This is a genomic window from Marinobacter zhanjiangensis (assembly GCF_014651935.1).
In the GTDB taxonomy this organism is placed as follows: domain Bacteria; phylum Pseudomonadota; class Gammaproteobacteria; order Pseudomonadales; family Oleiphilaceae; genus Marinobacter; species Marinobacter zhanjiangensis.
This window is the reverse complement of record NZ_BMXV01000005.1, coordinates 193,467-217,965: the sequence shown is the minus strand read 5'-3', so window position 1 is coordinate 217,965 and position 24,499 is coordinate 193,467. Positions and strand designations below refer to the sequence as shown.

Genomic DNA, 24,499 nt, shown 5'->3' with positions numbered 1-24,499 from the left:
AACGTGTTCCTTATCGGTCGGTGGAACGCCCGCCGGCAAACAGTGCGCGGCTGTTCAGGGGCTTGCCCTGCAGCAGGAAATCGGTCAGTGCCCGCATCACCTGCTTCGCGGTTCGGCGGGCGTCGGCATCCTGCAGGTCGCTGTCGGCCAGGGCCAGCAAGGCCCGCCCCGATAACCCCGTCAGACGTACGGTGTCGTCGGAACCCGCAAGGATGCCATGCTGGGGATCATAGCAGTAGCGACGGTCCGGCTGCACCGGCTCACCAGTGTCCATGGCCCGGGCCCAGTGGAAACCGTAGCCCAGGCTGGCCGCCAGCTGCATCTCGAAGCGACGCAGCACCGGCTCCACATCGCCACCGGCGGTGGACAACTGCTGCAGGGCATCAATGTAGGCGGCGAAAAGCTCCTGGGCAGGATCGAAGGGGGACAGCAGTTTTTGCAGCAGTTCGTTGAGATAGAAGCCGCTGTAGAGCGCCTTGCCATGCCCCAGGTGAACACCGGGGCGGTTCTCCACATGGGTCAGGGTCTTGAGATCGGAGCGGCCGGTCCAGTCCACCAGTACCGGCTGGAATGGCTGGAGCTGAGCCTTGGTGGCGCTGCGGGCACTGCTGGCGCCGCGGGCAACCAGGCCGACCTTGCCGTGGTTGAGGGTAAACAGGTCAACCAGCAGGCTGGTCTCCCGGAACGGGCGCCGGTGGAGAACATAGGCGGGTTCCTGCTGTACTGACCCGGCCATGGCAGCGCTCAGCCGTCGTTCATGCCCAGGCTCTTGAGCGCCCGGTCACTGTCAGCCCAGCCCCGCTTCACCTTGACCCAGAGCCGCAGCATCACCTTGCTCTCGAACATGCGCTCCATGTCTGCCCGGGCTTCCTGGCCGATCCGGCGCAGGCGCTCGCCCTTGTCACCGATGACGATCTTCTTCTGGCCTTCCCGCTCCACCAGGATCAGTGCGGCAATGTGCAGCGTCTTGCCATCGTGTTTGAATTCCTCGATTTCCACGGCCACGGAATATGGCAGTTCCGCACCCAGCTGACGGGTAATCTTCTCGCGCACCATTTCGGCGGCGACAAAGCGTTCGCTGCGGTCGGTAATCTGGTCATCCGGGTAGAAATGGACGCTTTGCGGCAGGAAGCGCGCGACGGCTTCTTCCAGCGGCGCCAGGTTCTGTTCCTTCAGGGCCGACATGGGGATGATCTCGGCGAACTCCCGCTTTTTGGCCAGTTGCTCGAGCACCGGCAACAGGGTCTCGCGCTTCTCGACCTGGTCCACCTTGTTGACCGCCAGAATCACCGGGCAGGTCAGGTGCGTCAGCTTGTTCAGCACCATTTCGTCCGCCGGGGTCCAGTGATGGCGGTCCACCACGAACACCACCACATCCACATGCTTGAGCGCCGCGGACGCGGTGCGGTTCATGTAGCGATTGAGCGCGCGGGGCTCTTCCTCATGCATGCCCGGGGTATCCACATAGATGGCCTGCACCGGCCCCTCGGTCTTGATGCCCAGGATCTGGTGGCGGGTGGTCTGCGGCTTGCGCGAGGTGATGCTCAGTTTCTGACCGAGGATGTGATTCAGCAACGTGGACTTGCCCACATTGGGGCGGCCGACAATGGCCACAAAGCCACAGCGGCTTTCGGGATCATCAGGCTGGGTAATGTTGTTCATTCGTTCGGCTCCACGCCCAGTTGCTTGAGAGCTGCCCGGGCGGCCTGCTGCTCGGCGATGCGCCGGCTGCTGCCCACTCCGGTAGTCTTGCGGTCCTGTGACGGCAGGGCACAGGCGACATGAAAGGTCTGTGCGTGGGCTTCGCCATCCACCGAAATCACCTCGTACCGGGGCAGCGGAAACTGCCGTGACTGCAGGTACTCCTGCAGCCGGGTCTTGGGGTCCTTCTGGGTGTCCTGGATGTCGAGGCGCTCAAGGCGCTTGTCGAACCAGGACAGTACCCGTTCCCGGCAGGTGTCGAAATCGCTGTCGAGATACATGGCCCCGATGATGGACTCCACCGCATCGGCCAGAATCGAATCGCGCCGGAAGCCGCCGCTTTTCTTTTCACCCGACCCGAGCCTCAGGTACTGCCCCAGCTCGAACTCGCGGCCGATCTCCGCCAGGGTCACCCCTTTTACCATCCGCGCCCGCAGACGACTGAGCTGGCCCTCCCGGGCCCTCTCGAAATGATGGTAGAGATACTCGGCGATGATCATGTTGACCAGCGAATCGCCCAGGAACTCCAGCCGTTCGTTGTTGTCGTTGCCGAAGCTGCGATGGGTCATCGCCAGCAACAGCCGTTCCGGGTCGTCGAACGTGTAGCCGATACGGCGCTGCAGTCGATCCAGGTCGGGTTGGTTCATCACTGTCCGCTGAGCTCATAGAAATGACTGAAACTGATGACGGCATCCACGTTGGAAACCACGGGGGTACGAACCTCGTAATCAAGGCTGATGATCACCAGATCGCCGTCCTTCTCGATATTGATGTCCTTGGCGTTGAAGCCGTCCACGTTATTGACGCTCAGCCGCTTGGTGACCAGGCGACGCACGTCTGCCGGGGTCATCTGCGACAAGCCCTCCTCGCCGTCCAGCCCCTCCAGGGCTCCCTGTATAGTATAGTCGTCAAGATAGACAGGCCCCAGCTTGATCACCAGGGTCAGCAGGCTGGCGAAGAACAGCACGGCAACCAGGATACCGATAGTGGAAGCGCCTTGCTGGCGGAATGGGTGTTTCATACGCACGTACCTCACACAATAGACGGCGAATCAGTCGCTCATCCGTCGATGGGGCCCACCCGGTCGAATGACGGCAGGCTGGTCAGTGATGGCCACTGCATCCAGATCAGGAATGCCTTGCCAACCACCATCTCATCGGGAACCATACCCCAGAATCGGCTGTCATTACTGTTATCCCGGTTGTCTCCCATCATGAAATAGTGCCCATTCGGCACAATCCATTCCCCTTCCCCGGCACCACGCATGCTGCCAAGGTTCCGATAGATCAGGTGCTCCACATCGCCGAGCTGCTCTTCCAGCATCTGGAACGGGGGCAGGTTGGCAACAAAGCGCGTGGGCACTTCGTCACCATTGATATAGAGCGTCTTGTTGCGATAACCGATGCGGTCGCCGGGCAGGCCGACAACCCGCTTGATGTAGTTGGTGGTGCCATCTTCGGGATAGCGGAAGACCATGATGTCGCCACGCTCGGGGTCACCGATATCCAGGATCTTGGTGCCGGCCACCGGCAGCCGCAGTCCGTAGGCATACTTGTTCACCAGGATGAAATCACCCACTTCCAGGGTCGGCAGCATGGAGCCGGAGGGAATCTGGAAGGGCTCCACCAGGAACGAGCGCAGCACCAGCACAATGGCCAGCACCGGGAAGAATGAGCGGCTGAGGTCGACCAGGTAGGGCTCCGGCGGCCCGGCCCGCTCTTCCTCCGCGCCAGCTTTCCCGCCGGACGCATCGCCGCCGCTCGCGGCCGCTGCCCCCGACTGCTGCCAGGCGGCCTCCCGGCGCGGCCTGAGGAACAGCCGGTCAGCCAGCCAGATAAGGCCCGTGGCAAAGGTCAGCACGACCAGGATCAGCGGAAAATTGATGTCCATTCAGAAAAGCCCTAGTTGTCCACTTTCAACACCGCCAGGAAGGCTTCCTGGGGCACTTCGACGTTGCCAAGCTGCTTCATCCGCTTCTTGCCTTCCTTCTGCTTCTGCAGCAGCTTTTTCTTGCGGCTGACGTCACCGCCGTAACACTTGGCGGTCACATTCTTGCGCAGGGCCTTGACGGTGACCCTGGCCACGATCTGGTTGCCAATGGCGGCCTGGATGGCGATATCGAACATCTGCCGCGGGATCAGCTCTTTCATCTTGTCGATCAGTGCGCGGCCCCGGTAGTGGGCCTGCTCCCGGTGCACGATCAGTGCCAGGGCGTCGACCCGTTCGCCATTGATCATCACATCCAGGCGTACCAGGTTGGCGGGCTGGAAGCGCTGGAAGTGATAGTCCAGGGACGCAAAACCACGGCTGGCGGATTTGATGCGGTCAAAGAAGTCCAGCACCACTTCCGCCATGGGCAGTTCATAAGTCAGTTGCACCTGATTCGCCAGGAACAGCATGTTGGTCTGTACGCCACGCTTTTCCTCACACAGGGCAATCACGTTGCCCAAGTGTTCCTGGGGCACCAGGATGCTGGCCTCAACGATGGGCTCGCGCATTTCCTCGATGGAGCCGAGATCCGGCAAGCTGGACGGATTCGACACCGTGATCGTTTCGCCCTCCCGGTTCACCACTTCGTAAATCACGGTGGGGGCGGTGGTGATCAGGTCGATGTTGTATTCCCGTTCCAGCCGCTCCTGGATGATCTCCATGTGGAGCATGCCCAGGAAACCGCAGCGAAACCCGAAGCCGAGGGCGTCGGAGTTTTCCGGCTCGAAGAACAGCGAGGCGTCGTTGAGGGTCAGCTTGGACAGGGCGTCGCGGAATTCCTCGTAGTCATCGGAGCTGACCGGGAACAGGCCGGCGTACACCTGGGGCTTTACCTTCTTGAAGCCGGGAATCTGGGGGGTTTCGGCGGCATACTTGTTGGACACAATGGTGTCCCCCACCGGGGCGCCATGAATATCCTTGATGCCGGCGACCACGAAACCCACCTCGCCGGTGCCCAGCTCGCCGGTTTCGGTCGGTTTCGGCGTAAAGATACCCACCTTGTCGGCGTTCCAGGCCTTGCCGGTGGACTTGATCTGGATCTTGTCGCCCTTGCGCATCACACCCTGGCGCACCCGCACCAGTGAGACAACGCCCAGATAGTTGTCGAACCAGGAGTCGATAATCAGTGCCTGCAAGGGTGCGTTTTCGTCTCCCTCGGGCGGCGGAATCCGCTTGATCAGGTCCTCCAGCACATCTTCCACGCCGATGCCGCTCTTGGCGCTGCAGCGCACGGCATCGGTTGCCTCGATGCCGATAATATCCTCAATTTCCTGGGACACCCGGTCCGGTTCAGCCTGGGGCAGGTCCATCTTGTTCAGCACCGGAACCACTTCCAGCCCCTGTTCGATGGCGGTGTAGCAGTTGGCCACGGACTGGGCCTCGACGCCCTGGCCGGCATCCACCACCAGCAAGGCGCCCTCGCAGGCAAACAGCGACCGGGATACCTCGTAGGAGAAGTCCACGTGACCGGGGGTGTCGATGAAGTTGAGCTTGTACTCGACCCCGTCCCGGGCCTTGTAGTTCAGGGTAACGCTCTGGGCCTTGATGGTGATGCCCCGTTCCCGCTCAAGGTCCATGGAATCCAGCACCTGCTCCGCCATTTCCCGGTTGGTCAGGCCTCCGCAGACCTGGATAAAGCGGTCAGCCAGTGTGGACTTGCCATGGTCAATATGGGCGATGATCGAGAAGTTACGAATGCGGCTCAGTTCAGTCACAGACAAATGGTTACCCGTAGCAGACTTGATCACCCGACAGCCGGGCCCCGGGTGCTTCCGGTGGCTGGCGTTCCGGTGGAGAATTTCAGGACTGGCGCGACATGGCGGCCCGGCTCCTGCAAAGGCGGGATTTTACCGGTTGTGGGGCCTCATTACCATCGGCGGGGCCGAGAACCGCATCCCGTCGTGAGCAGGGCGCGACTGCTTACGGAATCAGCGCACGCTCGTACTGGTTGACCAGGAAGCTGATCAGCGAATCCTCATCCAGCGGGTAGCTGAACAGGTTACCCTGGCACTGGGCACAGCCGGCCCGCTCGAGGAACTGCAACTGATGCGGGGTCTCCACGCCTTCAGCCACCACGGTAAGCCGCAGTTTATGGGCCAGGGCAATTACCGCCGAGGCCACGTCTGTGGCGTTGGTGTTGTAGGGAATATCGCGGATAAAGCGGTCATCGATCTTGACCGCATCCAGGGGCAGTTGTTGCAGCGCGGCCAGTGAACAGGCGCCACTGCCAAAGTCATCCAGTATCAGCCTGGCGCCGGTCTCATGGAGGGCGCCGAGCATCGTGCGCAGCATTTTCGGGTCTTCGTTGAGCAGTGCCGCGGGCAGCTCCAGCTCCAGGCGGTCGGGCATCACACCGGTCTCGGTAATGACCCGGCGAAACCGGTCCAGAAAGCCCGGATCGACAATCTGACGGACAGACAGGTTGACCGCCACCCGCAGGCGCTCGAACCCGGCCCGCTCGAGCGCCTGGATCTGGATGCAGGCCTGACGCAGTGCCATCTCACCCAGGCGGATGATCAGCCCGGACTCCTCTGCCAGAGTAATGAACTGACTGGCGGACACCAGCCCACGCTCCGGATGCTGCCAGCGCAGGAAGGCCTCAACGCCTACCACCCGCTGTTCCTGCAGGTCCACCTTGGGCTGATAGTGCAGTACGAAGCGATCCTCGTCCAGGGCGTTGGCCAGTTCCTCCTGCTGCAGCAGCCGCCGGGCCGCCTGCAGGTTCATGGCCGGGGTGAAGAACTGGTAGTTGTTGCGGCCCCGTTCCTTGGCCCGGTACATGGCGAGATCGGCATACTTCATCAGCACCCCGGGGTCTTCGCTGTCATAGGGGATCATGGTCACCCCGATACTGACGGTGATGCCCACATCATGCTCATTGAGACGAACCCGCTGACACAGTCGTCGCAGGATGGTTTCCGCCACCTTGGCGGTGGCTTCCGGACTGCTGATTCGCGACAGCAGAACCACGAATTCATCACCCCCGAGCCGGGCCACGGAATCCTCTTCCCGCACACATCCGGTCAGCCAGCGGGCGACGTGTTCCAGCAACTGGTCGCCGGCGTCATGGCCCAGGGTATCGTTGATACTCTTGAAACCGTCCAGATCCAGGAACATCAGCGCCGCCGGCTCCTGGCTGCGACGACTGCGGCGCACCACATGGGCCAGCCGGTCACGGAACAGCTGGCGATTGGCGAGCCCGGTCAGCGGATCGTAGAACGCCAGGCGGTGCAGCTCGGACTGGGCCGCCCGCAACTGGGTAAGGTCCCGCAGGCTGAGCACCACGCCTTCCACACCGGGCACTTCCAGCATGGCAGTGAACGACCCTTCCATTTCCCGCCATTCACCAGTGGCATCGCGGATCCGTGCCCGCATCACGGGCATCTGCTCCCCAGGCTTTGCCAGCGCTTCGCGGAAAGCGTCCTGCAGTCTCGGCCAGTCATCACTGTGCACCCGGGATTCAATCTCAACCGACCTTGCCTCATCCGGGTCGTAACCGAGGATGGTATGGCTGGACGGGCTGACGTAGGTGGGCCGACCCTGGCGGTCCATGACCACGGTAATATTGCTGGCACCCTCGGTGATAGCGCGGTAGCGGCCGGCACTCTTGTGGGCCAGCACCCGGGAGCGGATCAGCAACAGCGAGAAGGAAAACAGCAGCAGGCTGACCAGAATACCGGAACCCAGCACAATGGCCGGGCGGGGATCGGACGCCAGGTAATCAAAGGCCGGCGTCGAGCGGGTCTGCATCACCCAGGTTCGGCCCCCGTATTCGATCTGCTGGGACTTCTCGAAACTGAACTCCTCGTCGAGTGAACCCAGGCTGGAGCCATACATCCGGGTTTCCCGCCCGATGTTGCTGCCGTCGTATATACGCACATCAAGGAACGGCGCAATCAGCCCGACAATGCCATCAAGCAGGTTATTGGTACGGAAGGCACTGAATACGAAGCCCCTGAGCAGTATACGGCGCTCACTGAGGGACGTTGGCACCACACCGCCATGGTAGACCGGGTAGTACATCAGGAAACCGGCCTGATCCTCCGCCAGTTCCTCCTGTACCAGTACCACCTTGCCGGTGACCACCGGGCGGGCGGTGTCACGGGCCCGCTCCATGGCGCGGCGATGAATATCATCCTGGTAGGCGTCGTAGCCGAAGGCCCGGCGGTTACGGTCGGTAGCCGGCTCCAGGTAGACAATGGGATGAAATTCCTCCCTCAGACCCCGTGGCCTGACCACGTAATCCTCGAAGCCCTCGGCATGGAGCTCATCCAGGTGACCACGCAGCCCGTTGATACCAATGCGGCGGGTCACCCCGATACCCTGGATGCCCGGGTAATAACGGTCGATATCCACCTTCTCAACGTAGGTGCGCCATTCCTCGCGGCTGACCTCACCGGCGACGGAAAACAGGCCGGCACTGCCTGCCAGCACCTGTTCATAATTGAGCAGGCGTTCCTCGATGGCGGTCTTGAGCTGAAGGGATTGGGTATTGAAGCGGCTTTCGGTGCGGTCTTCCACCAGGCGCATGGACAGGCCCCACAGCGCGGCGGTAACACCCAGGGCAATGACCAGTACCAGCCACGCCATGCGGGAATGCTGCGGGCGCAACAGGTCTTTGAGCGCAATGTCCTTTTTGTTGATCATGTCCGGATCCGTTCCCTGGCCAGTTCCCTGGTTAAGCCGGCGAGTGTTCGGGTCACCCTGTCAGAGCTCGCCCCTCCAGGCGCCTCGCCAACATCGCCAGTGTGGCTAAATGGTAACAAAAACGCCAGTAATTACGCCGAATTGCCTGCATGTAGTGTCGTATTTGTCAACACATAAAGCTATCAGAAAACCCGTCGTCGCAACAGTTCCCCGGCCACAAAAAAACCGCCAACTGCTTCACAGCGGGCGGTTTTGAGACGGGCTGCTCCATGAGCCCTCAAGGAACCGGAACCGGACTCAGGGCTTCATGACCAGGTAGGTTGCACGGCCCTCGCGGATAATCCTCACGGAAACCGCGCGATCATCCGGCAACGCTTCCACGGCCGCGCGGAAATCGTCCAGGCTGGTGACTGGCTGACGGTTCAGCTCGGTAATGATGTCATTGCGACGGATACCGGCCTGGAAAGCAGGACCACGGCCTACCTGGGTGACCAGCACGCCACCGGAAATATCCAGCCGGCTGGCCAGCTGATCCGGCAAGGGTTCAACCTCCAGGCCCAGCGGACCACCGGCGGCCCCGGACGGCTCGTCCTGGGCACTGGCTGCGCCCTCCTCTTCCGGCAGTCGCCCGATTTCCACCTCAATGGTGCGCTTCTCGCCCTGGCGCAGAATGGTCAGTTTCGCCGCTTCGCCGATGGGGGTACGGCCAACCATGGGCGGCAGATCCGCAGAACGTTCAATGGCCTCACCTTCGTAAGAGAGCACGATGTCACCGGCCTCGAGGCCAGCCTGCCGGGCTGGCGAATCCGGCATGACCTCGGCAATCAGCGCGCCACGGGGGCGACTCAGCCCGAAGGACTCGGCCAGATCCCGGTTCACCTCCTGAATCAGCACACCGAGCCAGCCCCGGGCCACACGACCGTCATCGCGGAGCTGTTGAAACACATTCATGGCGTCGTCAATGGGAATGGCGAAGGACACGCCCATAAAGCCACCGGAACGGGTGTAGATCTGGGAGTTGATGCCGATAACCTCGCCATCCATGTTGAACAGCGGCCCACCGGAGTTGCCCGGGTTGATCGCCACATCCGTCTGGATGAAGGGGACATAGTTTTCGCTGGGCAACGACCGGCCAATGGCGCTGATGATGCCGGACGTTACGGTGTAGTCGAACCCGAACGGTGAACCGATGGCAAAGACCCACTCACCCGGCTTGAGGGTGGAAGAGTCGCCAATGCTGACCACGGGCAGCGGCTCGTCGTCCTCGATCTTGAGCACAGCCATGTCCGAGCGGGGATCGGTTCCGATCACCTCGGCAGGCAGTTCGCGGCGGTCGTTCAGGCGGACAATGACTTCGTCGGCCCCTTCGACCACATGGTTGTTGGTCAGCACGTAGCCGTCTTCAGACACGATGAAACCGGACCCCATGGAACGGCGAGGCCGGGATGGCCCACCATAGGGTGACTGGGGGCCCTCGAAGAAGCGGCGGAAGAACTCCGGCATCTGTTCCAGCTCGCGATCACTGAAGGGTGATTGCTGGCGCTGAGAATCCCGCTCGGTGACGGTACTGATATTCACCACGGCGGCGGAGTTCTCCTCGACCAGGCCGGTGAAGTCGGGCAATGACTGCGCTGCCGCGGACTGGGCCGTGAGCAGCGATGCCATCAGAAGGAACAGAAGGGATGGCAGCCAGGCACGGTGGCCTGATAAAAACCTTGGCTGGAACTGTCTGGTCATGAATGCTCCCCGTAACTCACTGGTTTTACTTTATCTCTCCTGAAAAGCACCAAACCCGGCCCAAGGCGGCCAGCACGGACACTCCCCCGGAGTATTTCCGAAATGGTGTCAGGAACGAATGTTTTCAACTGAACAAGGGACAGGTTTCTGATCGTGAAGTTCAGCCCGAACGGGAATCAGCCTCCCCATCACCGGCTGCCAGCGGCCAGCATCCCGCCTTGAATACCAACCGGCCAACAGCAGACCCGCGCCCAGCCCCAGCAGCGCGGACACCACGGCCAACCCGTCACGGCCCGGCATGATGGTACCCACCAGAGCCGTGGCAACCACCATCAGCAACAGCGGCAATGCGTAGACCAGCAGCGAGGCCCTGAGCAGGGCCGATTCCTCGATGGCAACGGTTACCTCATCTCCCGGACGGGCGTGCAGGGTATTGGCCACCCGGATCTGGCGGGACTGACCGGATGTCATTCCCGCCAGGGCTTTCTGACCGCAGCCATGACGGGCCTTACAGGACTGGCAGGCACTCTCGCGAATGGTCTGGACCCAGGCCTCGTCACCACTGACGGAGATCACTGTTCCGGTTTCATGAATCATGCACCGCTCCTGTCAGTCTGCCAGCGTTCGCGCCAGGGCATTGCGATCGTCCACGGCCACCGACTGCGCCACCCGCATGGCCGTACGGGGCGGGATCTCGCCCACGACCGTTACCAGGAAACGGTCCTGCGACCCGGCACCGGGGCTGACATAGTGCATGTAGACGGTTGTGGCGCCAATGCGCGAGGCGCCCTCGGGCATTTCCGTGCCACCGGCCGCTTCGACAAACACCGAGAAAGTCGCCAGACCATCGGAGAAGGCAACCGCCTGCCCACGGCTGGTGCGGGGTGCGTCGACCGGCATGAAACCATCCGGCTGCCAACCCAGGTTCCAGCCGTCCATTTCGCCAGCGTCGCCGGATACGGGCAGGTAGGGGGTCACCTCTTTCATCTCGACGCCGGAGCGGATCTCGAATTCCGAATCCGGCAGTTCATCGGTGATCTCCAGCATGGTGAACTGGAAATGCTCAAGCACTTCGCCGTCCTGGCGCACATGGCTTTTCAGCAGCAGGCCGGTATGCTTTTCCATCCACAGGCGATAGCCGTAGCGGTCGTCATCCCGGGGCTCCAGCCCGATGACCACCGCCGGGTAACCGGCAATGCGGTCTTCCCCCAGCATCTGCGGCTGATACCAGGCTCCCACCGGCACCTGCTGGCTGGCAAAGGCCTCACCGAAGGGGCCGGAGGGGATAACCTGATCAAGATGGATGCGGCCCTGCTCGGGCAGAACGCACAGCACCCGGTTACCCCGCCTGAGGATCTCCCCGCCGGCCCCGTCCTGCTGCACCAGGCGCTCTTCGACGCTACCATCCCGATAACGGTGGGCGATCATCATGGAGCTCACCTGATCACCCCTGGAATACACGAAAATTCCGCGATAGGTGGTCATGTTCAGGGCTGGCCCCAGCTTCAGCAGCCAGGCGTCAGCGGTCTCCCGCTCGGTGGCCCGAGCCATACCGGTGGCCAGCATGGTAACCACCAGCAACATCCAGATAATCGCGGTATGACCTGCTTCCCGGGTGTGCACTTTCAAGACTGTCCCCTCTGCTCAAACGACGGCCGGCTATTCAATCAATGCCTGGAGCCAACCCGGCCCCGCTTCAGTAGCCCTGCCCGGAACCGGACATACTGGTCAGGCGGGCGTAACCCACGGCACCCTGACCCGCTGCCATGCTGTTGTTCTGGGCATGCTCCAGCAGGTACCGGCTGAACTGCTCGCGCTGACTCGGGTCCAGCCCCTGCAGGGTCACTTCCGGCACGCCCGCAGCCGCCGGCACTTGCGCCTGCACGGGCACCAGGGTGTCGGGCCCGCTACCGGACATCACATCCCAGCCGCTGCCGGCACCAAAACCGATAGCCACACCAACCGCTATCATGGCCACCGCCGACCACCGCCATGGCGCGTATCGCCGGCCTGCGGACTGGTGGCCGCTATCCCCGGCCGCTGGCTGATCCAGGCTGGCGCTCACCGCTTCCCGCACATCCAGGCCCGCATGGCCTGCGGGCGCCTCGTGCATGACATCGCGGATTCGCTGCCAGCGTTGCCACTGGTCCCGTACCGCCTGCTGGTCGTGGTGGGACAGCACCCGTCGCACGGCAAGCTCATCCGCCTGGTCATCCATCATTGCAGACAAGGTTTCTCTGAGCCGGTCATCCATTGCCTGTACCTCGTTGATCGTTTTACTCATGCGTTTTCCAGCATCGGTCCGAGCTGGCGGTCAATGGCGTCCCTTGCCCGGAAAATCCGCGAACGAACCGTTCCGATCGGACATTCCAGAATCTTCGCGATGTCCTCATAGGACAGGCCTTCGTACTCCCGCAGCAGAAACGCGGAACGAAGCTCCTCGGGCAGGCCGTCAATCGCCGCATCCAGCACCTCCCGCAGCTGATCCCGCTGCAGGAATTTCTCCGGCGAGGCGATATCCCGCAACCGGAAACCATCCTCGAAGGACTCGGCATCAACGGCATCCGCCACGCCCTGGGGACGGCGGCCACGGGACTCGAGGAAGTTCTTGGCAGTGTTGACCGCAATCCGGTACAACCAGGTGTAGAAGGCGCTGTCTCCACGAAAACGCTCAATGGCCCGGTAGGCCTTGACGAACGTCTCCTGGGTCAGATCCAGCACTTCCTGGGAGTCGTAGATATAACGACTTATGATGGAGGCCACCCGCGACTGGTACTTGAGCACCAGCAGGTCAAAGGCGGACCGGTCACCCTGCCGTGCCTTACGCACCAGCTGCAGGTCGGTCTGGCCATCAGGTGCCGATGGTCGTGTCTGTTCGGCGTCCGGTTTCATTTTGGGGCCGGCGGGCGCCTCCTTTGATAACTGTGCCGCTGGACCTGCCTGCCGTCTCTCGCTCATGATCATAGGCGCTTCTTCCACAAGTTGGCGGCGGAAACCCCCGGGGCGGTACAACACCCGGGCTCACGCGTCAGTTCCGCTGTGGGCAAATAGACAGCAGGCAGAAAGTTTAGTTCAATACTCACCACATTATGGCCCGCGATAACGATCACATGCCACAGTCCCATGAATACGATGTTCTTATTATCGGCAGCGGCGCTGCCGGCCTTACAGTTGCCCTGAACCTGCCCGCCCATCTGCGCGTGGGCGTGATCAGCAAGGCCGACATTACCAGTGGCGCCACGCTCTGGGCCCAGGGCGGCATTGCCGCTGTGCTCGACAGCGACGACTCACTGGAAGCCCATGCCGCCGACACCCTTGCCGCCGGTGGCGGCCTCTGCCATGAAGATGCCGTGCGCTACACCGTTGAGCATGCCGCCGAAAGCATCCGCTGGCTGATTGACAGCGGCGTCCAGTTCACCCGCGACGAAAACGAGCAGCTGCACCTCACCCGGGAAGGCGGCCACAGCCACCGGCGCATCATTCATGCCGCGGATGCCACCGGCAATGCGGTATCCACCACCCTCAGCGAGCAGGCCGCTGAACGGGATAATATCGATCTGCTGTCCCGGCGGGTGGCGGTGGACCTGATCACCAACCGCAAGCTGGCCCTGCCCGGGAACCGCTGCGTGGGCGCCTATATCCTGAACCTGGAAACCGGCCATGTGGAGCTGTTCCGGGCCAGGTTCACGGTGCTTGCCACCGGTGGCGCCAGCAAGGCCTACCGCTACACCACCAATCCCGACGGTGCTTCCGGTGATGGTATTGCCATGGCCTGGCGTGCCGGTTGCCGGGCCGCCAACATGGAGTTCAACCAGTTTCATCCCACCTGCCTGTACCACCCCCATGCCAAGTCCTTTCTGATCAGTGAGGCGGTGCGTGGCGAAGGCGGCGTACTCACGCTGCCGGATGGCACCCGCTTCATGGACCGGTTTGACAAGCGTGGTGAACTGGCGCCCCGGGATATTGTCGCCCGCGCCATTGACCACGAGATGAAACGCCTGGGTGCCGACCACCTGTACCTGGATATCAGCCACAAACCGACGGACTTCATCCGCGAACACTTCCCCACGATCTACGAGAAGTGTCTCGACTTCGGCATTGACATCACCCGGGAGCCGATCCCGGTCGTGCCGGCGGCCCATTACACCTGTGGCGGCATCATCACCGACGAGCGGGCCCGTACCGACATCAACCAGCTCTATAGCGTGGGCGAAGCCGCTTTTACCGGCCTTCACGGCGCCAACCGCATGGCCAGCAACTCCCTGCTGGAATGCCTGGTGTACGGCCGTGCCGCGGCCGCAGACATTGCCCGGCGCGAGTCAGACATTCCACCGCCGCCAGCGGCGCCGGACTGGGACGAGTCACAGGTGCGTGATTCCGACGAGGACGTCATCATTTCCCACAACTGGGATGAACTTCGTCATTTCATGTGGGACTATGTCGGCATTGTGCGCACCACCAAACGACTACAACGTGCCAAGCACCGGGTCGACCTGCTGTCCCGGGAAATCGGCGAGTTCTACAGCAACTACCGGGTCAGCAACGACCTGCTGGAACTGCGTAACCTGGTCACGGTGTCGGACCTGATCATCTGCTCCGCGTTGCAGCGCAAGGAAAGCCGCGGCCTGCATTTCACCCTGGACTACCCGGGGCTGCAGAGCGAACCGGAAGATACGGTGCTGGTACCGACAACCTACCGGATTGCATCACCCTGAGTGCGGCCCCCATACCGCAGCACCTCACTTTCAAGCGAGCACTGAGTCAATGTCCGAAAAGAGCAACCCCGAGTTCAACCGCCTGTGGTGGCACAGCCGCCGCGGCATGCTGGAACTGGACGTCCTGCTACTGCCTTTCCTGGAGGAGGCCTACCGCTCCCTGCCAGAGGAAGACCAGCAGTGCTATCACAAGCTGCTTGAATGCGAGGACACGGACATGTTCGAGTGGTTCATGCAGCGCAGCGAGCCGGACGATCCGGATCTGCGCCGCATCGTGAAGCTGATTCTGGACCGTGTACAACCGGATTGATCTGCCATTGTCGCCATCCCGGCTTGCCGGGTTGCTGGCGGCCGGACCCTGGCTGGGGCTGTCGCTGGCCGTGTTGATTGGCGCCGGGTACAGCTCGCCCTGGGTTGCACTGTCCATGCCCCTGGCGCTGGCAGGCGCTGTGGACCGATGGCGTCGGTGCGGCACCCTGACCCACCCCCGCGCGGTGGTGCGGCTGGTCACCATGGGCCCGCGATTGTTCGTTACCCTGGCGGACCACACCACAACCGAGATGCGGCCATTACCGGAAAGCCGGCTCTCCGGCCGGTTCCTGTTTCTGGCACTACAGGATATGCAGGGCGGCGGCCGTCGGCAGGCCGTACTGATCCGTAAGCCCGGCGGCAACGCTCCGCCGGAGGCACTGCGGCGGCTGCGAACCTGGCTGCGGTTGATGCCGGAGGCGCCCGCCCCCATACAATCCCCAGTCTCACATAAAAATGCACTGCAACGTCTATGGCCCGGAGGCCAGCACCATGACCACTGACGCAAAGCCCGTTGCCCGCAAACACCCGGAACTGCCGGCGGCTGCGCTGCTTTCCGACCGGGTCCTGTATCGCATCAGCGGCCCTGGCACCGACGATTTCCTGCAGGGACAAATGAGCCAGAATCTGGCCGATGTGGCCGCCGGCTATTCCCCCCGCGCCGCGGCCAGCACGCCGAAGGGTCGTGCCTACCTGCTGACCCGGCTGGTGCGCGACGGTGAAGACATCCTGCTGTCGATGCCCGCCTCCATCGCCGACGAGGTGGCCCGCCACCTCAACAAGTACCTGATGCTGTTCCGGGGAACCTCGATGGAGCGACTGGACGACGGCCAGGTTTTTGGCCTGTTCGGCGAGGAGGCCGCGACGGCTCTGTCCGGAGACAAAAGCGCCCTGCCCGGTAGCGCCAGTGCGAGCACGGCCGTCGAGGGAGGCTACCTGGTGCGCACCAACAGCACCCCGGAAGGCGTCGGCCGGTTCGAACTATGGCTGCCTTCAGGACGTTCCGAGGCCCAGCAGGCAAGACTCGACAACCTTGGGGAGGCAACCCTGGCAGACTGGGACGCCAGCGAAATCGCCGCCGGCATTGCCGAGCTGGAACCGGAAACCCGCGAAACCTGGGTACCGCAGATGCTGAACTGGCAACACCTGCAGGGGATCCACTTCAAAAAAGGGTGTTATACCGGCCAGGAAATCATCGCCCGCATGCACTTCCTCGGGCAGCTCAAGAAGAGTCTGTTTCGGCTGGGTGCCTCCGGCGGCGATACCCCGGCCGCCGGGTCAGCGATGGTTGCTGATGGCAAGCCGGTGGGCGAGGTGGTGCGCTCCGTGGCCCTGGATGACGGCAGCGTGGAACTGCTGGGGGTGCTCAAACATGCGGCGGCCGGTAGCGAGCTGCAGCTGCAGGAAAGCGGGCAGCCACTGACCATTCTGCCACTGCCTTATACGGTTCCCGAAAGGGAAGAAGTGGAGGAAAATCCCACGGATACATAAGGTGACAGGAAAACCCGCCGCCTTCTGCTATAACAGTATCCGTTAATAGATGTTATCAATAGGATCGGGGACCCGAACACACTATGTCCAACTTTGTTGACACCATTCGTAACGATATCCTGGAGGCCATCGAGAGCGACAAGCTGATATTACCGACGCTTCCGGAAGTCGCTCTGCAGGTACGCGACATTGCCGAAGGCGAAGACTCTTCAATCATTGATCTGGTCAAGGTCATCAGCAATGACACCGCGCTGTCGGCTCGCCTGATAAGGGTCTGCAACAGCCCGCTGTTCCGCGGTTCGCGGGCTATCGAGAACCTGAACATGGCGGTCAGCCGCCTGGGCATGGCCTATACCAGCAACCTGGCCATGGGTCTGGCGATGGAGCAGATGTTCCAGGCCACCACGGACATGATCGACAAGCGTCTGCGCGCCACCTGGCAGACCAGCACCGAGGTGGCGGGTGTATGCCATGTGCTGGCGCAACACTACACCCGTCTCAAGCCGGACCAGGCGACCCTGGCCGGGCTGGTGCATCTGATCGGTGTGCTGCCCATCCTTCGCTACGTGGAGGATCGCGATGTGCAGGTCAGCAGCGTGATGCTGGACAATGTGGTCGACGAGATTCACCCGCGCATCGGCGCCACCATCCTCAAGCGCTGGGAGTTTCCGGAAGAGCTGCAGCTGGTGCCGCTGGAGTACCAGAACTACAAGCGCCAGGTGGCTTCCGCGGATTATGCGGATCTGGTCATGGTCGCCAATCTGCAACTGCTGGCAGGTACCCGGCATCCGGTGAACGAGATGGACTGGTCCACGATCAGCGCATTCGACCGGCTGGGGCTGGATCCGAATATGGATATGAGTCAGGAAGAGGATCTGAACGCGCAGATGGATGCGGCTATGGCTTTGCTGAAGTGATGCTTTAGCCCCTCTCCCTCGTTGGGGAGAGGGAACGTTCGTCGCATACTCGGTTTAGCCCCCTTGACTCGACGAGAGGACCAAGTTTACAGCGACCCATCCACCCGCTATTTCTTCTTATACCGCTCCAGCAATTCCGCCTTGCTGGGCAGGGACCAGTCGATCGGCGTCTGGCCCTGTTCCTGCAGCCACTGGTTGGCGCGGGAGAAGTGTCTGCAGCCGAAGAAACCGCGGTAGGCACTGAGCGGGGAAGGGTGTGGACCCTCCAGCACCAGGTGACGGTCACGATCGATGATGCGTCCCTTCTTGCGGGCATAACTGCCCCAGAGCAGGAACACCACGCCCTGGCGGTGCTGGTTGATGGTTTCGATGACCTTGTCGGTGAAGGTTTCCCAGCCCTTGCCCTGGTGGGCGCCGGCATTACCCTGCTCCACCGTCAGCACCGCATTGAGCAGCAGTACGCCCTGCTCCGTCCAGGGCTGCAGGCAGCCGTGATCCGGCGGGGCGATGCCCAGGTCGTCCTGGATTTCCTTGAAGATATTCACCAGCGACGGCGGCACCTGCACACCGGGCCTGACCGAGAAGCACAGGCCATGGGCCTGCCCCGGGCCGTGGTAGGGGTCCTGCCCCAGAATCACCACCTTCACCTGATCCAGCGGTGTACTGTTGAGAGCGTTGAAGCAGTGGCGGCTTTCCGGAAACAACACCTTGTCGGTCCGCTCCTCGCTGGCCAGGAACTCCGCCAGCTGTTCCATGTAGGGCTGACGGAATTCATCGGCAAGGTACTGGTCCCAGCCACAGCCGGGGCGCAGTTGCTGCGCCAGTCCTTCGACCGGGGTCATGGGTTATTCTCCGTGCCCGTGTCCGGCCTTCTGTTCCGGGCGCATGGCCGGGAACAGGATGACGTCACGGATGGACGCCGAGTCCGTCAGCAGCATGGCCAGGCGGTCGATACCGATGCCCTCGCCGGCGGTGGGCGGCAGGCCGTACTCCAGGGCCATGACGTAGTCCTCGTCATAGAACATGGCTTCATCGTCACCGGCGTCCTTTTCCGCCACCTGGGCCAGGAAGCGCTCGGCCTGGTCCTCGGCATCGTTCAGCTCCGAGAAGCCATTGGCGATCTCTCGACCACCAACGAAGAACTCGAAACGCTCGGTGACGAACGGGTCATTGTCCTTGCAACGGGCCAGGGGCGACACTTCCTTCGGATAGTCGGTGATGAAGGTGGGCTGCATCAGCCGGTGCTCGGCGGTCGCCTCGAAGATCTCGATCTGCACCTTGCCCAGGCCCCAGCCGGCCTTGAGCTGGATACCCAGCTCCTTCGCCACCTGGCGCGCCCGGGTGTCGTCCGCCAGCTGCTCACGGGTGATGTCCGGATTGTGGCGCAGGATGGCGTCCACCACCGTCAGCCGCTCGAAGGCCTTGCCGAAGTCGTACTCGATGGTGTCCTCACTGCCGTCACCCCGGGTGCGGGTATTGGTGACGGTGGTGGTCCCCAGGACCTTTTCCGCGATGGTCCGCACCATGTCTTCGGTGAGGTCCATCAGGTCATTATAGTCCGCATAGGCCTGGTAGAACTCGACCATGGTGAACTCGGGATTGTGGCGCGTGGACAGCCCCTCGTTACGGAAGTTGCGGTTGATCTCGAATACCCGCTCGAAACCACCCACCACCAGGCGCTTGAGGAAAAGCTCCGGGGCGATACGCAGGTACATGTCGATACCCAGCGCGTTGTGGTGGGTCACAAACGGCTTCGCTGACGCGCCACCGGGAATCACCTGCAGCATGGGGGTTTCCACCTCCATGAAGTCCCGTTCGGTAAAATACTGGCGCATCACACTGATGATTTTCGAGCGCGCGTAGAATACCCGCCGGCTGTCCTCGTTCATCATCAGGTCCACGTACCGGTGGCGGTAGCGGGCCTCGGTGTCGGTCAGCCCCTTGTGCTTTTCCGGCAGCGGGCGCAGCGACTTGGTGAGTAACACGTACTCGTCCATGGTCACGTAGAGATCGCCCTTGCCGGACTTGGACAGGGTGCCACGAACGCCGACGATATCCCCCAGATCCCAGTGTTTGGTGTCCTTCTGAACCTCCTTGGAGGCATGGATCTGGATGCGACCGGTCATGTCCTGGACCACCTTGAACGCCTTGCGGTCCAGCATCATGCGGCCGGCAATCGCCACCTGGATGCCCATGGACGCCAACTCTTCCTTGGTTTTGTCACCGTATTTCTGCTGCAGCTCGGCGGCGGTGGCGTCACGGCGGAAGTCGTTGGGGAATGGATGACCGCTCTCGCGCAGTTCGGCCAGCTTGGCGCGGCGCTCCGCAATCAGCTTGTTATCCTCGGAATGGGTGGCGTTCGGGTTGTGGTCAGTCATGTTCACTCACGATAGGTCGGGATTTCCGGGTTAAAACGGTGGTGACGGCGCCGGTTACAGCGCCATCTTCAGGCTGGCTTCGATGAACTTGTCGATATCGCCATCCAGAACGTTCTGGGTACTGCTGGTTTCCACTTTGGTGCGCAGGTCCTTGATGCGACCGTCGTCCAGCACATAGGAGCGGATCTGGCTGCCCCAGCCGATATCAGCCTTGGCATCTTCCTGCTTTTGCTTCTCGGCGTTGCGCTCCTGCATCTCCCGCTCGAACAGCTTGGCCTTGAGCTGTTTCATGGCCTTGTCCTTGTTCTGATGCTGGCTGCGACCAGCCTGACAGGCCACCACGATACCGGTGGGGTTGTGGGTCAGGCGCACCGCCGATTCGGTCCGGTTGACGTGCTGGCCGCCGGCACCGGAAGCGCGATACACGTCCACACGCAGGTCTGACGGGTCGATCTCGATCTCGAAGCTGTCATCCACCTCTGGCGACACGAACACCGATGAGAAGGACGTATGACGTCGGTTGCCGGAATCGAACGGCGACTTGCGCACCAGGCGATGGACGCCGGTCTCGGTGCGCAACCAGCCATAGGCGTAGTCCCCCTGGATATGGACAGTGGCGCTCTTGACGCCGGCCACATCCCCCTCCTGGAGTTCGACGATTTCAGCCTTGAAGCCACGACGCTCGGCCCAGCGCAGGTACATGCGCAGCAGCATGTTGGCCCAGTCCTGGGCTTCGGTGCCGCCGGAGCCGGACTGGATGTCCAGATAGGCGTTGTTGGCGTCCATTTCACCGGAGAACATGCGGCGGAACTCAAGCTTTTCCAGCTCCTTGTCCATCCGGGCCAGATCCGACTCGATGTCGTTCACGGCTCCCTCGTCCTCTTCCTCTGCCGCCATTTCCAGCAGGCTGTCGGCGTCATCGAGGCCGGTGGAGAGATTATCGATCGTGCGGACGATCAGCTCCAGGTCTGCGCGCTCCTTGCCAAGGGCCTGGGCGCGGTCCGGATCATCCCACACCGTGGGCTGTTCCAGTTCACGTTCGACTTCGGTCAGTCGCTCACTACGCTGATCGTAGTCAAAGATACCCCCTGAGCGCTTCAGTGCGCTCACGAAGTTCCTTGATCTTCGTAACAATGGGATTGATTTCCATGGAACCCTTACTCGTGTTGGTCAATGGCATTGCGGAACCTCCGGAAACAGCATCGGGTGCCGCGCCGGAGGGTCCTGAAAACAGAGGCAGGATTCTACCGGAAAATCGGGCTCAGTTCAGCCTGTCACTGGGACCGTTCGGGCCACTGCCCGGAGACCCGTTCGAAGTAGTGACTTTCACAGGCTTCACAGGGTTCCAGCTGGCTGGTGGCGGTGAGGCATTTCATGTGGCCGCAGCTGAGGCAGCGGAACATGCCGGCGGTAGCCACTTCACCCGCCAGGTAGTGGGTCACATCCTCGTTGTGGAGTTTCTGGTCCAGCTCGAGGGTGTCCAGCCGGGTCTTGTCGGCGATGGAGAACAGCAGGTCCGCCAGCTTGTGCTCCAGTAGTGACAGGTCCAGTTGCAGCCATTCCCTGAGGCCCTCACCGGTGCCTTCCACGTAGGTTACCAGGTGTTCCAGGTCGCGACGCAGGTAGGCGGCGAGCAGGCTGGCCTCATCCCGCGTCAGGCGCTTGAGTTCGGACTCGAACTCCACCGCGTCATCGATTTCCTCGCGCAGGGTGTCCAGGGTGCGCTCCTCGGTTTCTGCCAGGCGGGACTCGACCCGCTCGAGCATCCGGTCATAGGCCTTCAGGGCCTGGCTTGAGAGCTGTTTTGGCTGATCTTTTCTGTCCTGGTCGGTCATGGCCACTCCTTACAGGGTTATTTTGTCCAGTGTGGCACAAAGCAGGCCATTTGGCAGGCTACCTGTTGTGCCGCCAGTACGTTAGAATGTCCGGCCCTCTTATTCACTCTTTTCTGACAGAGGCTTTGGGCCTCTTTCGACACAAGGTACCGTACGGCAATGGCAGGAATGGACCAGCAATACAATCCCCGCGATGTTGAGCAGAATGCCCGCAAATTCTGGGAAGACAACGACACCTTCACGGTGAAGGAGGAGCCCGGCAAGCCCAAATACTACTGCCTGTCCATGTTCCCCTACCCCAGTGGCAAGCTGCACATGGGCCACGTGCGCAACTACACTATCGGCGACGTGATCTCCCGTTACCAGCGCATGCAGGGCAAGAATGTGATGCAGCCCATGGGCTGGGACGCCTTCGGCCTGCCGGCCGAGAATGCCGCCATTGCCAACAGGTCGGCGCCCGCCAAATGGACCCGCTCCAACATCGACTACATGAAACAGCAGCTCAGGCAGCTGGGCTTCGGCTACGACTGGAACCGCGAACTGGCCACCTGCGACCCGGACTACTACCGCTGGGAGCAGTGGTTCTTCGCCCGTCTGTACGAGAAGGGCCTGGTCTACAAGAAGATGTCCACCGTCAACTGGGACCCGGTGGACCAGACCGTACTGGCCAACGAGCAGGTGGTGGATGGCCGCGGCTGGCGCTCCGGCGCACCCGTTGAACAGAAAAAGATTCCCCAGTGGTTCATTCGCATCACCGACTATGCCGAAGAGCTGCTGGCCGATCTGGACCAGCTGGAAGACTGGCCCGAGCAGGTCAAGACCATGCAGCGTAACTGGATCGGCAAGTCCGTGGGTACCGAGCTGACCTTCCCGCTGAAGGGCCGTGACGATGGCCTGACCGTCTACACCACCCGCCCGGATACCCTCATGGGCGTCACCTACATGGCGGTGGCGGCGGAGCATCCGCTGGCGAAAAAGGCGGCGGAAGAACACACCGATGTCGCCCGCTTCGTGGACGAGTGCAGCAACAGCAAGGTGGCCGAGGCGGAACTCGCCACCATGGACAAGAAAGGTATCGACACCGGCTACAAGGCCATCCACCCCCTCACCCAGGAAGAGATCCCGGTGTGGGTCGCCAACTTCGTGCTGATGGAGTACGGCACCGGCGCCCTGATGGCGGTACCGGGACACGATGAGCGCGATCACGAGTTCGCCCGCAAGTACCGCCTGCCGATCCAGCAGGTTATCGCCGCCCTCGATGGTCGCGAACTGGACGTGCAGGAAGAGGCCTTCACCGAGACCGGCACCCTGGTGTCCTCCGGAAGCTACAGCGGCCTGACCAGCGAGGAAGCCTTCGAGGCGATCGCCGATCACCTGGAAAAGAACGGCATTGGCAAGCGTACCGTCAACTACCGCCTGCGGGACTGGGGCGTATCCCGCCAGCGTTACTGGGGAGCCCCCATTCCCATGATGACCCTGGAAGACGGCACCGAGATGCCGGTACCGGACGACCAGCTGCCGGTGCGCCTGCCGGAGGACGTGCAGATGGACGGCGTGCAGTCGCCGATCAAGGCGGACCCGGAATGGGCGAAAACCGAGTACAACGGCCAGCCGGCCACTCTGGAAACGGACACCTTCGACACCTTCATGGAGTCGTCCTGGTACTACGCCCGCTTCTGCAGCCCCAACTACGACAAGGGCATGCTGGACCCGGCCGCGGCCAACTACTGGCTGCCGGTGGACCAGTATATCGGTGGTATCGAGCACGCCATCCTGCACCTGCTTTATGCCCGCTTCTTCCACAAACTGCTCCGTGACGTGGGCCTGGTGGACAGCTCAGAACCCTTCAACCGTCTGCTGTGCCAGGGCATGGTATTGGCCGAAACCTACTACCGCACCGACGACGCCGGCAAGACCACCTGGATCGCCCCTTCCGATGTCACCGTGGAGCGGGACACCAAGGGCCAGGTGGTAAAGGCAGTGTCCAAAGAAGACGGCCAGCCGGTGGAGATCGGCGGCGTCACCAAGATGTCCAAGTCAAAGAACAACGGCATCGACCCCCAGGCCATCATCGACCAGTACGGGGCGGACACCGTACGCCTGTTCATGATGTTCGCGGCGCCGCCGGAGCAGTCCCTGGAATGGTCCGACAGTGGCGTGGAAGGTGCCAACCGCTTCCTCCGACGGCTGTGGCGCCTGGTTCGCGAGCACACCGCCGGTGGGCCGGTTGCAGCCATTGACGTGGAGCAGCTGAGCGAGGCCCGCAAGGACCTGCGCCGCAAGACCCACGAGACCATTGCCAAGGTCAGCGACGACATCAGCCGTCGGCTGACCTTCAACACCTCCATCGCTGCGATCATGGAACTGCTGAACGACGTCGGCCGGCTGGAAGCAGACGAAGAGCAGGACCGGGCCGTGATCCAGGAAGCCCTGGACGCCGCTGTACTGATGCTGTCACCCATTGCGCCCCATGTCTGTCATGCTCTGTGGCAGGCCATGGGTCACGATGAGCCGGTGGTGGATGCCCGCTGGCCCATCGCCGACGAGAGCGCCATGGTGCGCAGCCAGATCCAGGTGGTGCTGCAGGTGAACGGCAAGGTTCGCGCCAAGGCCGATGTGCCGGCTGATATTGGCAAGGGCGATCTGGAGAAACTGGCCCTGGAAAACGACAACGTTACCCGCTTCACCGAAGGCAAGACAGTCCGTAAGGTGATCGTGGTGCCAGGCAAACTGGTTAACGTGGTCGCCAACTGACAGACACCAGCGGGTCAGCCCGGGAG

22 protein-coding genes are annotated in these 24,499 nt (G+C 62.1%); 6 read left to right on the top strand and 16 right to left on the bottom strand.

Going from position 1 to position 24,499, the window contains the following annotated elements:
- Positions 1-10: 10 nt before the first annotated feature.
- The 12 genes from recO to rpoE form a co-directional block, all read right to left on the bottom strand.
- Positions 11-736, bottom strand: a complete 726-nt coding sequence (gene recO / locus IE079_RS12040; RefSeq protein WP_189576735.1) for a DNA repair protein RecO — start codon at positions 734-736, stop codon at positions 11-13.
- A gap of 8 nt (positions 737-744) precedes the next feature.
- Entirely contained in the window at positions 745-1,662 is a 918-nt protein-coding gene (era, locus tag IE079_RS12035; RefSeq protein WP_189576733.1) for a GTPase Era, read from the bottom strand.
- Positions 1,659-2,348 (bottom strand): ribonuclease III, encoded by a 690-nt coding sequence (rnc, locus tag IE079_RS12030; protein WP_227712473.1) that lies wholly within the window; start codon positions 2,346-2,348, stop codon positions 1,659-1,661. The genes era and rnc overlap by 4 nt, the downstream gene beginning before the upstream one ends.
- Positions 2,348-2,722, bottom strand: coding sequence for a DUF4845 domain-containing protein (locus IE079_RS12025; RefSeq protein ID WP_189576729.1), 375 nt, complete (start codon positions 2,720-2,722; stop codon positions 2,348-2,350). The genes rnc and IE079_RS12025 overlap by 1 nt, the downstream gene beginning before the upstream one ends.
- A gap of 38 nt (positions 2,723-2,760) precedes the next feature.
- Positions 2,761-3,591, bottom strand: coding sequence for a signal peptidase I (gene lepB / locus IE079_RS12020; protein ID WP_189576727.1), 831 nt, complete (start codon positions 3,589-3,591; stop codon positions 2,761-2,763).
- An 11-nt stretch (positions 3,592-3,602) separates the two neighbouring features.
- Complete coding sequence (gene lepA / locus IE079_RS12015; RefSeq protein ID WP_189576725.1) at positions 3,603-5,405, bottom strand: translation elongation factor 4; 1,803 nt, start codon at positions 5,403-5,405, stop codon at positions 3,603-3,605.
- Between the two features lie 205 nt (positions 5,406-5,610).
- On the bottom strand, positions 5,611-8,337 hold the full coding sequence (locus tag IE079_RS12010; protein WP_189576723.1) for a bifunctional diguanylate cyclase/phosphodiesterase: 2,727 nt from the start codon (positions 8,335-8,337) through the stop codon (positions 5,611-5,613).
- 297 nt (positions 8,338-8,634) lie between these two features.
- Positions 8,635-10,002, bottom strand: coding sequence for a DegQ family serine endoprotease (locus IE079_RS12005; protein ID WP_227712495.1), 1,368 nt, complete (start codon positions 10,000-10,002; stop codon positions 8,635-8,637).
- A 180-nt stretch (positions 10,003-10,182) separates the two neighbouring features.
- Positions 10,183-10,671, bottom strand: a complete 489-nt coding sequence (locus tag IE079_RS12000; RefSeq protein WP_189576719.1) for a SoxR reducing system RseC family protein — start codon at positions 10,669-10,671, stop codon at positions 10,183-10,185.
- Positions 10,672-10,683: 12 nt separating this feature from the next.
- Positions 10,684-11,697, bottom strand: a complete 1,014-nt coding sequence (locus IE079_RS11995) for a MucB/RseB C-terminal domain-containing protein (protein ID WP_227712494.1) — start codon at positions 11,695-11,697, stop codon at positions 10,684-10,686.
- A gap of 73 nt (positions 11,698-11,770) precedes the next feature.
- Positions 11,771-12,358, bottom strand: a complete 588-nt coding sequence (locus IE079_RS11990) for a sigma-E factor negative regulatory protein (RefSeq protein ID WP_227712472.1) — start codon at positions 12,356-12,358, stop codon at positions 11,771-11,773.
- A complete protein-coding gene (rpoE, locus tag IE079_RS11985; RefSeq protein WP_227712471.1) occupies positions 12,355-12,966 on the bottom strand; it encodes an RNA polymerase sigma factor RpoE in 612 nt (203 codons plus the stop codon). The genes IE079_RS11990 and rpoE overlap by 4 nt, the downstream gene beginning before the upstream one ends.
- Positions 12,967-13,184: 218 nt before the next feature.
- Between rpoE and nadB the strand changes: the two genes are divergently transcribed.
- From nadB to IE079_RS11960, 5 genes are all read left to right on the top strand, one after another.
- On the top strand, positions 13,185-14,789 hold the full coding sequence (nadB, locus tag IE079_RS11980; RefSeq protein ID WP_189576715.1) for an L-aspartate oxidase: 1,605 nt from the start codon (positions 13,185-13,187) through the stop codon (positions 14,787-14,789).
- Between the two features lie 49 nt (positions 14,790-14,838).
- Positions 14,839-15,099: an FAD assembly factor SdhE gene (locus IE079_RS11975; protein WP_189576713.1), complete on the top strand. Its 261-nt coding sequence runs from the start codon at positions 14,839-14,841 to the stop codon at positions 15,097-15,099.
- Entirely contained in the window at positions 15,083-15,601 is a 519-nt protein-coding gene (locus tag IE079_RS11970) for a hypothetical protein (RefSeq protein ID WP_189576711.1), read from the top strand. Before IE079_RS11975 ends, IE079_RS11970 begins: the two co-directional genes overlap by 17 nt.
- Positions 15,591-16,589 carry a CAF17-like 4Fe-4S cluster assembly/insertion protein YgfZ gene (gene ygfZ / locus IE079_RS11965; protein WP_189576709.1) on the top strand — a complete coding sequence of 333 codons (999 nt, stop codon included), beginning with the start codon at positions 15,591-15,593 and terminating at the stop codon, positions 16,587-16,589. The genes IE079_RS11970 and ygfZ overlap by 11 nt, the downstream gene beginning before the upstream one ends.
- An 83-nt stretch (positions 16,590-16,672) precedes the next feature.
- Positions 16,673-17,506 carry an HDOD domain-containing protein gene (locus IE079_RS11960; protein ID WP_189576707.1) on the top strand — a complete coding sequence of 278 codons (834 nt, stop codon included), beginning with the start codon at positions 16,673-16,675 and terminating at the stop codon, positions 17,504-17,506.
- Positions 17,507-17,613: 107 nt separating this feature from the next.
- Here the strand turns inward: IE079_RS11960 and ung are convergent, their stop codons facing one another.
- The 4 genes from ung to IE079_RS11940 form a co-directional block, all read right to left on the bottom strand.
- Entirely contained in the window at positions 17,614-18,348 is a 735-nt protein-coding gene (gene ung / locus IE079_RS11955) for a uracil-DNA glycosylase (RefSeq protein WP_189576705.1), read from the bottom strand.
- A gap of 3 nt (positions 18,349-18,351) precedes the next feature.
- Positions 18,352-19,884, bottom strand: a complete 1,533-nt coding sequence (gene lysS, locus IE079_RS11950; protein WP_189576703.1) for a lysine--tRNA ligase — start codon at positions 19,882-19,884, stop codon at positions 18,352-18,354.
- A 54-nt stretch (positions 19,885-19,938) separates the two neighbouring features.
- Positions 19,939-21,034 (bottom strand): peptide chain release factor 2 gene (gene prfB / locus IE079_RS11945; RefSeq protein WP_189577064.1). Its coding sequence is split into 2 segments (ribosomal slippage): positions 19,939-20,961 and positions 20,963-21,034, totalling 1,095 coding nucleotides; the frame shifts between segments, so codons are not numbered across the junction.
- A gap of 124 nt (positions 21,035-21,158) precedes the next feature.
- Positions 21,159-21,719, bottom strand: a complete 561-nt coding sequence (locus tag IE079_RS11940) for a zinc ribbon-containing protein (RefSeq protein ID WP_189576701.1) — start codon at positions 21,717-21,719, stop codon at positions 21,159-21,161.
- A gap of 168 nt (positions 21,720-21,887) precedes the next feature.
- Between IE079_RS11940 and leuS the strand changes: the two genes are divergently transcribed.
- Complete coding sequence (gene leuS / locus IE079_RS11935) at positions 21,888-24,473, top strand: leucine--tRNA ligase (protein WP_189577062.1); 2,586 nt, start codon at positions 21,888-21,890, stop codon at positions 24,471-24,473.
- Positions 24,474-24,499: the final 26 nt, after the last annotated feature.